The sequence below is a fragment of the Microcystis sp. M53602_WE12 genome (assembly GCF_030065455.1).
In the GTDB taxonomy this organism is placed as follows: domain Bacteria; phylum Cyanobacteriota; class Cyanobacteriia; order Cyanobacteriales; family Microcystaceae; genus Microcystis; species Microcystis aeruginosa.
The window spans coordinates 1-11,290 of the sequence record NZ_JASJFB010000367.1 but is presented as its reverse complement, the minus strand read 5'-3'; the positions used below and the strand labels follow the sequence as shown (position 1 = coordinate 11,290).

Genomic DNA, 11,290 nt, shown 5'->3' with positions numbered 1-11,290 from the left:
TCTGTTGATTGATTCCTGGTCGAATAGTCCACTGGCCTCAGTTTCCCAACACTTCCTATTTTTGCATAATTAGGGGTCTCAAGACCGCCCTAGCGGCCACCGAGAAAACCTTCACCAGCTAAGTATTTTTACTCAAGTCTCTGGAGGGGGACAGCTTATGTGACAGTTGAGGGTGCGGAATGTGGGTGAAAATGGGTAAAAACCCACACCCCACACCCCACACCCCACACCCTGTCCCCACGAAAAACTTTTTCAGCAAACCCTAACTAGAGACTATGACAAAGGTTTAATTGTCACTAATCCCCCAGCAAAACCCTGAATATTCAACTCATAGCCATCAAGTAAACCCATACCAACTAATGTATCTGTCTCTGACTCATTGATTTCAATAGATTTGATCTGACCATCCCAGATCACAGTTGCCTCAAATACGTTAAACATACAGAGGCTTCCATCGCCCAAGATTCCCTCTTCTTGCATATACCACGTTAATCCTAGTGTTGTAATGATAGCGGAAGGCAACGTGAGAAATCCAGTGTAACCAGTGTCAATAACTGCTTTAATCGCTTGCCTCTGGTGATTTTCGCCTAGCACTACGAATTGAATAATTGCTTCTCGGCGCGAATTGACGCTCCCCATCATCATGGCGACACACTGGGGGAACGAAAGCCAAAACGATGGACGGCACGATGTCCAATGCGAATACCAAATATTTGTGCATCAGGAAAACGTATTAACAGTTGTTTAGCAGCTGTTAGGCTGTCGTCAGCCACTTCAAAAGCCCCTGTTTCGATGTCTATTGCTACAATCTTCCCATGATTCCCTTCCTCGATTTGGGAGCGTACCTGAGACTCATAGACTTCGTGTCCACGTCGGGCAAATTCTTCTTTGCTGTAGCGGGGTTGTCGAACTGTCATTGAAGCGACCCTGTGGCAACTTTTGCCCCCCTATTTTAACCTAAACATTGGGAATCTTCGCTAACATTCCTCAACTGGGCCCACAAGAGCAGCACCGCACCTAACCTCACAGCTTCAATCAATGTGCAGGGTGCGTTCCCCAAAATCCTGCATTAGGGAACGCACCCTACGGCTGAAACAGTCCAGTAGGGTGTGTTAGCGTCAGCGTAACGCACGAATTTTGAACATTAGATAAGGTGCGTTACTACGAGATCGGCTACAAGAGCGGCATCGCACTTAATCTTCAAGATCGATATGATGTAGGGTGTGTTAGCGTTAGCCTAACGCACGAATTTGTTGATTATCATTCAAGTTGTACATTTCATTAATACACTCTACGATCCAAATGTCTAATTATCGAAGACCTCATGTATTTGGAGGGACTTTCTTTATTACTCAAGTCACTTATCAGAGAGAGCCTTGGCTTTGTTGTGATGTGGCTAGAAAAGCGCTTAGGCAAGGAATCGAAAAGGTTAGGGTGAAATATCCTTTTGTGATTGATGCTTTTGTTCTATTACCTGATCATTTTCATTGTTTATGGACGTTACCAGATGATGATCAAGATTTTTCGGTAAGGTTACGATTAATCAAAACTTATGTCACAAAGCATTATGGGCAGGCATTGGGGGTTAATCGTGAAGTTTCTCGATCGCGGCAAAAACGAGGAGAAGGGAATCTTTGGCAACGCCGATTTTGGGAGCATTTAATCCGAGATGAACAAGATTTTGCAACACATTGCGATTATATTCATGACAATCCAGTGCGGCATGGTTTCTGTGAAAATCCTCAAGATTGGCAATATTCCAGTATCCATCGGTTTATCGCTCAAGGAATTTATCCCCAGGATTGGGGTAGTGGTGAACGTATAGCCAAGCCTGAAGGTTTTTGGGATGATTAAGCAATATAAATGTATCAAATGTAGTGGATTGTTTCAGCTAAAATAGGGCGATAGATTTCGGCTTAAAGTCTTAGATTATAGAATTTATAGCATTTTTCTAATACACCAAATTAGCTCAAACAGTCCAGTAGGGTGTGTTAGCGTCAGCGTAACGCAGGAATTTTGAACATTAGATAAGGTGCGTTACATTTCATTAACCCACCCTACAAGATCGCACTGAAACAGTCCAGTAGGGTGTGTTAGCGTCAGCGTAACGCAGGAATTTTGAACATTAGATAAGGTGCGTTACATTTCATTAACGCACCCTACAAGATCGGCTACCTGAAATTTCAGCTATCTGTAATGAAATTTCATCTATCTGTAACCCTACAGGCCAAAATAGTTTAAAAATCCGTCGAGAATTTCTAGGATAGAAGTAAAGACCATCCTTGCCTACTTTTTCTATGATCCTAGCCGCCGAAACTGGACTAAAAACCGCTACTCTAGACGTAAAAGGCATGAAATGCGCCGGCTGTGTTAGTGCCGTAGAACGACAACTCAGCCAAAATCAAGGGGTAAAATCGGCCCAAGTTAACCTAATCACGGAAATTGCCGTGATTGAATACCAACCGGATGCGATCGCACCAGAGCAGTTAGCCGCAAAATTAACCGCGATTGGATTCCCCACCCAACCGCGCAGCTCATCGACTCCCCTTTCTCAACAAAATCAACGGCTGCAAAACCAACAAAAAGAACAGCAACAACAATTATACCGATTAGCGATCGCTTGTTGTTTACTGGTTTTTTCCCTGATTGGTCACTTACACCACATCGGGGGACCAGAAATCCCCATCCTTCAAAGTATTGCTTTTCACTGGACTTTAGCCACCCTAGCCATTTTATTCCCCGGCCGCGATATTTTCATCGATGGTTGGCGCGGATTACGGCACGGTATGCCAAATATGAACACTCTCGTTAGTTTAGGCACAGGTAGCGCCTATATAGCCAGTTGTTTGGCTCTTATCTTCCCTAATCTCGGTCTAGAGTGCTTTTTCGATGAACCAGTCATGCTGTTAGGGTTTATTCTCCTCGGACGGACTCTAGAAGCGCATTCCCGTCATCGCGCAGCCGCAGACTTAGAAGCGCTTACCTCCCTACAACCGGCAGTGGCTCACCTGATTGGTAGTACAGATGACCGTGTGGGCGTGGCCATTCCCGTGGAACAGCTGCGCGTCGGGGAATGGGTGCGCGTCTTACCCGGAGAAAAAATTCCCGTGGATGGGGAGATTATTCAGGGAAGAACCACGGTAGATGAAGCTTTATTAACGGGGGAATCGCTGCCGGTGGTCAAGGAAATGGGAGATCTAGTCATTGCTGGCAGTTTCAATCTCTCTGGTGCGATTGCGGTGCAAACTCGTCAGGTGGGGACTGATACCACCCTAGCTAAGATTATCGCAGCCGTGGAATCAGCCCAAACTCGCAAGGCCCCAGTACAGAAGATAGCGGACCGGGTAGCGGGTTATTTTGCCTACGGAGTCATGATAATTGCCCTAATTGTGCTGCTCTTTTGGTATTTTTGGGGAACTAGGCTGTTTCCAGAGGTGTTAGGGTCAACCACAGGACACCACGAGATGATTCAACCCACTTCTCCCCTACTTTTGTCCCTAAAATTAGCGATTTCTGTGCTTGTGGTCGCTTGTCCCTGCGCTCTCGGTTTAGCCACACCGACGGCCCTACTGGTGGGAACCAGTTTAGCAGCCGAACGGGGTATTTTAATTAAAGGGGGCGATGTTTTGGAAACCGTCTCGCAACTGCAAACGGTGGTTTTTGACAAAACGGGAACCCTTAGCCAAGGTCATCCAGAAATTACCGATTGTTTGAGTTTTTCTATCCTTAATTCCCTGGAAATTCAACAATTAGCGGCAGTAGTGGAGAGTGGTACTAATCATCCCCTCGCTCAGGCGATTTTAGACGCGGTTACTCCCCCTACTAACCTGACGGGGGAAGATTTTCAAACTGTGGCCGGATTGGGAGTTTCTGCAAGGGTGCAGGGGTCAAAAATTGTTCTGGGAAATCGGCAATGGTTGGCACAGAACGGCATTAAAATCGATGAAACTATCCTGGGCATTCAAGAGCTTTTACAAGCGGGTAAAACGGTGATTTATCTGGGGATGGAAGAACAATTACTCGGCGCGATCGCTTTTCAGGATCGATTACGTCCCGATGCTCAAACAACCGTTAATCAGTTGCAAAAACTCGGTTTAGAGGTGATTTTACTCAGTGGTGATCGCCAAGAAGTGGTGACAGCGATCGCTAATAGTTTGGGTATTAGCCAATTTTATGCCCAAGTTGCTCCCACCGAAAAATCGGCCTTAATTGCCGACCTACAGACAAAAGAGGGCAAAATCGTGGCTATGGTCGGGGATGGTATCAATGACGCTCCTGCACTAGGACAGGCTAACATCGGTATTGCTCTGGCCGGTGGCACGGAAGTGGCCATGGAAACGGCTGGGATCGTTTTAATTAGCGATCGCCTAGAGGATGTGGTACAATCTCTGCATTTAAGTCTGGCTACATGGCAAAAAATCCGACAAAATCTTTTTTGGGCTTTGGGTTATAATACCTTTGCTATTCCCATTGCCGGTGGTTTATTACTGCCCCGTTGGGGTCTAGCTTTCAGTCCGGCCCTAGCAGCAGCTTTGATGGCTTTTAGTTCGGTTATGGTAGTGAGTAATTCCTTGCTTTTACGTCGTCAATTTCCCCCGCTCACATCGACGCAGGAAGAGAATAGATAATCAGTTTTTAATAACTGGATTTAGTATAATTCTCCCTCTCTGCTGCTCCAGGAGAGTCCTTCCACAGGGTCAATACCACTGGCTGCTTGACACCCCCCCCTGAACAGTTACAGTTGTTAGACAGTGGAAGAGGCTTCTAGTTCCTGTGGACGGGCAAGATGGGCTCTTCTGGTTTCTGTGTGGAAACGAGGTCTATACTGATAGTTTCTTCCGCAAAATAGTCCTAAAAGTCTTGCCCAGTAAGCATTTCACGATTCCATAAGCAAAAATTATCACACAAAGTCGAGAAGAGCCCAAGATGCCCATCCCAAGTTTCATATTTAATTACAACCAGCTACTTACACTTAATATTTGATGTTTAATTAGGTTATTTTTCATGAATTTACTACAAAGTTTCTGGCGCAGATTTGAAAATCAAACCATTGTGATAATTAGTGTAATTCTTGCCTTTTTACTACGGCTGAGTCGCTGGCAAAACTCAACCTCGGATATGAAATATTACAGTAAGTGGTATGATTTTATCGTCCAGAACGGAGGATTTAGTGCTTTTAAATATGATTTTGCTAACTACAATCCTCCTTACTTGTATTTAATGGTTATTGCTTCTTATATTTATTCTAGTTTGCCTAAAATTCTTGCTATCAAGCTGATTACAATCCCTTTTGATTTTCTCTGTGCTTTTTTTGTTTATAAGCTAGTTCGCCTCAAATATTCTAGAGGCAAATTACCAATTATTGCTGCTATTATTGTCTTGTTTTCCCCTACAGTTTTTTTGAATAGTTCTTACTGGGGACAGACAGATATGCTTTATACATCTTGGTTAGTTGCCTGTCTCTATTATCTAGCTATTGAGCGAAATATATTAGGATTAATATGTTTTGGTATCGCTGTTTCTTTTAAGCAACAAGCAATGTTTTTTGCGCCTTTTTTAATCATGCTTGGTGTCAAAAAATATATCTCTTGGTCTTCATTATTAATTGTTCCCTTAGTATATTTTATCTCTCTAGTTCCAAGTTGGATGGCAGGCAGATCAATAAACAGTTTATTGTCAATTTATCTCAATCAAGCCGGAACATTTAAATATCTGACATTAAATGCTCCTAATCTATATCTATGGATTTCCAATCAATTTTATTCAAGGGTTGTTCCCCTGGGATCATTGCTGACAGTAACTGTTATTGTGTACCTCGTTTACATAATTTACAAAAGTCACCTTAAAATTACTACACCAGTAATGATTCAACTGGCTCTTATCTCAGTCTTGGTTGTCCCTTATGTACTGCCGAAGATGCACGAAAGATACTTTTTTGCTGCCGATGTTATTTCCATTATTTTTGGTTTTTATTACCCCCGTTATTTTTTCGTGCCAATTATTATTAATCTTGTATCTCTCTTCAGTTATTTTCCTTATCTAATGCGTCAACATGGTGTAGGAGTGGAGATAGTTTCTTTGCCAATCTTGTCTCTCATTTTAGGATTGACAATATTAATTACTCTTTATCATCTACATCAAACTCTTCAGGAAGCTGAACAACAGAAATTACTCTAACAATTTTCCTTTCTGTTATTGCCAGAGGACATAGACCTAGATCGATCGATCTTTGTGTCCTCTGTGTCTCTGTGGTTCCTTCCACTCCCTCGCTAGGAGGAATGTATCTTAGAATACATTTTACCCACCAAACCTGGGAGAGCCCAATTCCTGAGATTGTGGGCTCTTAGTCTAACAAAGCCCATGCACACCGACCGTCGAAACTGGATCGCTATGATGCAGAAGTTATCTGGCGTGGGTGATGGCCAGCGTTACCAGGAAAAGTGAATAAACATTATACTAAATTGGGTTACACTTCATCTTTAGGAGAAACGCTCTAATATAGATATTTCGACCAAATTGAGATGCACCCAATTTGGTATCATCTCTGGATGACCAGCTACTGTTCTGGCGTTCCCAAAAACTAGAGACTTCCCACCTCACCATTAAGATAACTGCTATAAGATGGTATTTTGTCCCTGTCTTTGTCAGTTGACGGAGACAGGAACAAATCGGGTTAAGCGGTAATTCTGGTCAGGGATTGACCTTGATAATTGTTGGTAATAATCTGGTGAATAGATTGGAAAAATTGCCGACAACGATTATTAGTTCTCAGGGGCAATTCATGATTTTTTACCAATAAATCAATCTGAAGTTCCGAGCTAGTGGGAGGATGAATAAATAATTCCACTTTCACTAACTGGGGAAAGAGAGCATCGTTAGGAACCTCCGATAAAAGCAAGACATCGGTCCGGCGCTTGATGATTTCAAATTCACCCAAACTTAATATATCATCGTATAAAAACCCGGTCTGATGAGGAGAAATCCCGACAAAATAGGAACAGCAATAGCGAGCCATGGCAGGGAAAAGATGATAAATTGGTCAAGGTTAATCGGTCAAAATCAGGCCATTGAACTACTACAAAGAGCGCTTGAAATCAATTCGATCGCTCCCGCTTACTTATTCGCCGGCGCTAAGGGGATTGGACGCAATCTAGCAGCAAAATGTTTCTGTCAAGACTTGTTAACTAGAGATCGATCGCCAGAAACAAGGGAATTAATCCTGAAACGCTTTCTGGGAGGCAATCATCCTGATTTACTCTGGATTGAACCCACTTATCAACACCAAGGCAAACTGCTCACCGCAAAAGAAGCACAGGAAAGCAATCTCAAGCGTAAAGCCCCCCCGCAAATCCGCATCGAACAAATTCGCGAGATTACTAACTTTTTAAGTCGTCCTCCCCTGGAATCGTCCCGCTCTGTGGTAGTGATCGAGCAAGCAGACACCATGACGGAATCGGCGGCAAATGCCCTCTTAAAAACGCTTGAGGAACCGGGAAAAGCCACTTTAATCCTGATTGCTCCCAGTCCCTCCTCTTTACTACCCACTCTCGTTTCTCGCTGTCAACATATCCCTTTTCAGCGTCTTTCGGAAGAAAATCTCGCTCAAGTCCTCCGCTCTAACGGACAAGCTCGCGTTCTCAATTATCCGGCAATTCTCGGTTTAGCCCAAGGTAGCCCCGGAGAAGCGATCGCCGCTTTAGAGTTTCTCGATAGTCTCCCCCAAGATTTACCGCGATCTTTGAGCAAATTTCCCCTAAAACTCTCCCAAGCACTGGAATTAGCCAAAATTATTGCTCAAACTCTTGACACGGAAACCCAATTATGGTATGTGAGTTATCTTCAGTATGAGGATTGGCAACGACGACGAGAGCGATCGATTTTAGAAATCTTGGAAAAAACCCGCCGGCAGCTGTTAGCCTACGTTCAACCCCGTTTAGTCTGGGAATGCACTTTCTTGGCATTGGCCAAACTATCCACCGCCCAAAAGTCTTAAAATTGTTATATTTATCGATCGAGTGGGGAGAAAGACCATGAAAATGAAATCCTTAGTTTTGCTGATTCTGTTAACCTTGACTACGGTTTTAGGTGCTTGTCAGGGAGGAAAAGAAGCCGAAGAACCGAAAAACGTCCCTACCACGGTGGAATCCCCGCAAAAAGACGAAGATAGCGATAAAGACGGGGAAAAGCAGCAAAAAGACGGCAATAATCAACGGGATAAAAAAGACGATGACGATGATGATGACGACTAATTGTAAAAATCAAAAATTGTTGTTAGGGTTAGGAGTCAGTAGCCAGTAGTCGGTCGTCAGGAGAATTAAGAATGAATGATAATCAATTAAATTGTCTATTTACAGATTTTAGGCAATTTAATCCTTATTTTTGCCGCTTTTGAACCCTTAACTAGGGTTTGCGGCAAAAAGTACGGGCGAAGCATTCGGTTAGAAAATCTACGGTTTCACCGATAGGTGATTGTCCGAATGCTTCGCCCCTACAGGACGCGGGCCGATGAAGACGCAAGGTTTTGAACGACGATTCTCTCAAAATCTTGCACCTGTTTCGCGAAAAAAGCCACAAAACTCTTACCTTGCCTACATTTCACATTTATTCAGCAAACCCTAACTGGGATAAAAAAATCGGGTGAGCTTTAACCCACCCGATCGCCTATAGATTGAAATCAACCTATAACTGTGGTACAAACTGTTCTTTTTCGGGAACGTAGGCGTATTCAGCCACAATCTGCCGGAATTCTTCCCCATTGATCGTTTCTTTTTCGATCAGCAGGTCCACCACTCGATCGATCACTTCGCGATGATCGCGGACAATTTGCCGAGAAATTTCATGGCAGTGTTCCACGATCGATCGCACCTGATCATCGATGCGAGTAGCGACCTTCTCAGAATACTCGGAACGAGTCATCAAACCGCCACCGAGGAACACTTCACCCCCTTGACTTTCTAGGGACAAAGGACCCAAATCGCTCATCCCGAAACGAGTCACCATCTGACGCGCCATATCAGAGACTTGCTGTAAATCGCCACCGGCACCGGTAGTCACCTCATCATAGCCGAAGATTTCTTCCTCGGCCGCCCGACCACCTAAAGCACCGGAAATCCGGGCCATTAACTGAGCTTTCGTGGTTAAACCCTGTTCTTCGTTGGGAGTGAACCAAGTTAAACCCTGGGCCTGTCCCCGGGGAATCAGAGTCACTTTCTGGACGGGATCGTGATCTTTTAAGAGCGTACCCACGATCGCATGACCCACTTCATGGTAAGCGATTAAGCGCTTGCTCTTGCTATCGACTAAAGGAGTACCTTCCATACCGGCGATAACGCGATCTACCGCGTCATCTATCTCTAGGAGGGTAATGGCTTCTTTGCGACGACGGGCGGTTAAAATTGCCGCTTCGTTCAGTAAATTGGCTAAATCTGCTCCACTAAACCCTGGAGTGCGACGGGCGATCGCTTCGATGGAAACGTCGTTGGCCAGCTTTTTATTGCGGGCGTGAACGTCTAAAATCTCTAAACGACCTTTAAAATCGGGTGCATCCACGGTTACTTGGCGATCAAAACGGCCCGGACGCATGAGAGCGGAATCGAGAACATCGGGGCGGTTAGTGGCGGCAATGATGATAATTCCCGTATTCCCCTCGAAACCGTCCATTTCTGTCAATAATTGGTTCAGGGTTTGTTCCCGTTCATCGTTACCGCCACCGATACCGGCACCCCGTTGACGACCTACCGCGTCAATTTCATCGATAAATATTAAACAGGGAGCATTTTCCTTGGCCTTTTTGAACAAATCGCGCACGCGAGAAGCACCGACACCGACAAACATTTCCACAAATTCCGAACCAGAAATGCTGAAGAAAGGTACACCCGCTTCACCGGCGATCGCTTTGGCTAACAGGGTTTTACCCGTACCAGGAGGACCAACTAAAAGGACTCCTTTGGGGATTTTGGCACCAACGGCGGTAAATTTCTCCGGTTGTTTGAGGAAAGTGACGACTTCCTGTAATTCTTCCTTCGCTTCGTCAATTCCTGCCACATCATCAAAGGTGATGCCGGTTTTTGCTTCCATCTGGAAACGAGCTTTTGATTTGCCAAAACTCATCGCTTGACCGGGGCCGCCTGGCATATTATTAGAACGGCGGAACAGGAAAAAGAGAGCGGCAATCAGCAAAAAGGGGAAAAGTAGATTACCGAGGAATCCCCACCAAGCGCCGTCATTCCGCATCGGGTGTGCATCGAAACTAATTTTAGAATCCCGTAAACGGGCGATTAAATCGGGGGAATTGGCCGGTAAATCGACCCGTAGGCGTTGTACTCGGTTTTCTAGTTCCGGATCTAGGGCCTGTACGATCGCGGTTCTGCCCCCTTCGTAGAGATCGACGCTAACAACCCTACCACTGTCTAGGTATTCTAGAAAGCGTCCGTAGGTCATGCGGGTAGTGGCGGTGTTATTGCCGATATTACTGGTGGCCGTGGCAAAAGTGCCTTGCCAGAGGAAAAAACCGACCACAAGGGCGGGCAATGTCCACAGTAAAATCGTTTTCCAGGATAGTTTCATGTTTGTTTAGTGGTTCTAGGATAAAGATTTTTGCTTAACTCATTTAGCTGTTTTTGTCAAGGATTTTACGTTATTTTTTTGAGATTAATCCCCGCAGCCAATTAAATCTTAACTAAATGTAACGTAATTCTCATAATTCTGACAAGAATGGTGACGAGAGATTTTTTTTAGTTCATTTGTTCTAGCAAGAGTCTCATGGTTTCTGGGATAAGCTGGATTAGAGAAGGACTATCTCGATGGTCAAGATTTAACAGTAGAAGTTTTTACTATTCTTTACTCTAGAGCGTGTAAACTACACAGTGTATAAGCTGTTCGCAATTTAAATCGTGGGTGAACGGTGTTGAAACCCTTGCCTTTTCTCGATCTGCTCGGAAATTTAGAGACTGAACAGCTTATCAAAAGCCACTGATTATCTGAGAGATTTATGACTCCAGAACATTTTTTGCAACTTTTACAACATCAAACTTCTTCCTTTGCTCAAACTGTGTCAACTAATGAAGGTGAATGGATTATTAAGGGTTTTATCGATATACATAAAAAAGTATATACTATATCTATTGATACGAAAATCATCTCTAAAATCCGGCTCTTCGGTTTGTGTTATGCAATGGACGGGGATTATAAGGGATGGAACCCTTATATAGAAAGGCATTTAGCGATTTTTGTCAATTGTTTTTTATCTAGAGCGAACTAATCAATTAAGTCTCTTGCCAGATAAGGATTT

9 protein-coding genes and 1 pseudogene are annotated in these 11,290 nt (G+C 44.1%); 6 read left to right on the top strand and 4 right to left on the bottom strand.

The features are described 5' to 3' along the window. Positions 1–273: 273 nt before the first annotated feature. Positions 274–645, bottom strand: a complete 372-nt coding sequence (locus PX482_RS12750; protein WP_002759059.1) for a hypothetical protein — start codon at positions 643–645, stop codon at positions 274–276. Then, positions 642–917 carry a hypothetical protein gene (locus PX482_RS12745; protein WP_002733756.1) on the bottom strand — a complete coding sequence of 92 codons (276 nt, stop codon included), beginning with the start codon at positions 915–917 and terminating at the stop codon, positions 642–644. Before PX482_RS12745 ends, PX482_RS12750 begins: the two co-directional genes overlap by 4 nt. A 385-nt stretch (positions 918–1,302) precedes the next feature. Here PX482_RS12745 and PX482_RS12740 point away from each other — a divergent pair, with 385 nt between their 5' ends. The 3 genes from PX482_RS12740 (at position 1,303) to PX482_RS12730 (ending at position 6,177) form a co-directional block, all read left to right on the top strand. Continuing rightward, the gene (locus tag PX482_RS12740) at positions 1,303–1,854 is read left to right on the top strand and encodes an REP-associated tyrosine transposase (protein WP_002759060.1); all 552 of its coding nucleotides are present in this window, start codon (positions 1,303–1,305) and stop codon (positions 1,852–1,854) included. Between the two features lie 443 nt (positions 1,855–2,297). Continuing rightward, complete coding sequence (locus PX482_RS12735; RefSeq protein WP_288122514.1) at positions 2,298–4,628, top strand: heavy metal translocating P-type ATPase; 2,331 nt, start codon at positions 2,298–2,300, stop codon at positions 4,626–4,628. Positions 4,629–5,004: 376 nt separating this feature from the next. Beyond that, a complete protein-coding gene (locus PX482_RS12730; RefSeq protein WP_288027652.1) occupies positions 5,005–6,177 on the top strand; it encodes a putative hexosyltransferase in 1,173 nt (390 codons plus the stop codon). Positions 6,178–6,673: 496 nt separating this feature from the next. Here the strand turns inward: PX482_RS12730 and PX482_RS12725 are convergent, their stop codons facing one another. After that, positions 6,674–7,015, bottom strand: coding sequence for a hypothetical protein (locus PX482_RS12725; protein WP_002759063.1), 342 nt, complete (start codon positions 7,013–7,015; stop codon positions 6,674–6,676). A 12-nt stretch (positions 7,016–7,027) separates the two neighbouring features. On the opposite strand from PX482_RS12725, the gene holB reads away from it, so the two are divergent. After that, on the top strand, positions 7,028–7,993 hold the full coding sequence (gene holB, locus PX482_RS12720; protein ID WP_002759064.1) for a DNA polymerase III subunit delta': 966 nt from the start codon (positions 7,028–7,030) through the stop codon (positions 7,991–7,993). 37 nt (positions 7,994–8,030) lie between these two features. Beyond that, complete coding sequence (locus PX482_RS12715) at positions 8,031–8,249, top strand: hypothetical protein (protein ID WP_002759065.1); 219 nt, start codon at positions 8,031–8,033, stop codon at positions 8,247–8,249. A 430-nt stretch (positions 8,250–8,679) separates the two neighbouring features. On the opposite strand, the gene ftsH2 is transcribed toward PX482_RS12715, so the two are convergent. After that, positions 8,680–10,566: an ATP-dependent zinc metalloprotease FtsH2 gene (gene ftsH2, locus PX482_RS12710; RefSeq protein WP_002759067.1), complete on the bottom strand. Its 1,887-nt coding sequence runs from the start codon at positions 10,564–10,566 to the stop codon at positions 8,680–8,682. Between the two features lie 424 nt (positions 10,567–10,990). Between ftsH2 and PX482_RS27740 the strand changes: the two are divergent. Further along, a pseudogene (locus tag PX482_RS27740) lies at positions 10,991–11,110 on the top strand (restriction endonuclease); the annotation flags it as partial. Positions 11,111–11,290: the final 180 nt, after the last annotated feature.

Excerpts from the sequence above, each read along its gene's own strand:
- PX482_RS12745 (WP_002733756.1), bottom strand. The coding sequence starts at position 917 with ATGACAGTTCGACAACCCCGCTACAGCAAAGAAGAATTTGCCCGACGT.
- PX482_RS12715 (WP_002759065.1), top strand. The coding sequence starts at position 8,031 with ATGAAAATGAAATCCTTAGTTTTGCTGATTCTGTTAACCTTGACTACG.
- PX482_RS12740 (WP_002759060.1), top strand. The coding sequence starts at position 1,303 with ATGTCTAATTATCGAAGACCTCATGTATTTGGAGGGACTTTCTTTATT.
- PX482_RS12750 (WP_002759059.1), bottom strand. The coding sequence starts at position 645 with ATGATGATGGGGAGCGTCAATTCGCGCCGAGAAGCAATTATTCAATTC.
- PX482_RS12725 (WP_002759063.1), bottom strand. The coding sequence starts at position 7,015 with ATGGCTCGCTATTGCTGTTCCTATTTTGTCGGGATTTCTCCTCATCAG.
- holB (WP_002759064.1), top strand. The coding sequence starts at position 7,028 with ATGATAAATTGGTCAAGGTTAATCGGTCAAAATCAGGCCATTGAACTA.
- ftsH2 (WP_002759067.1), bottom strand. The coding sequence starts at position 10,566 with ATGAAACTATCCTGGAAAACGATTTTACTGTGGACATTGCCCGCCCTT.
- PX482_RS12735 (WP_288122514.1), top strand. The coding sequence starts at position 2,298 with ATGATCCTAGCCGCCGAAACTGGACTAAAAACCGCTACTCTAGACGTA.
- PX482_RS12730 (WP_288027652.1), top strand. The coding sequence starts at position 5,005 with ATGAATTTACTACAAAGTTTCTGGCGCAGATTTGAAAATCAAACCATT.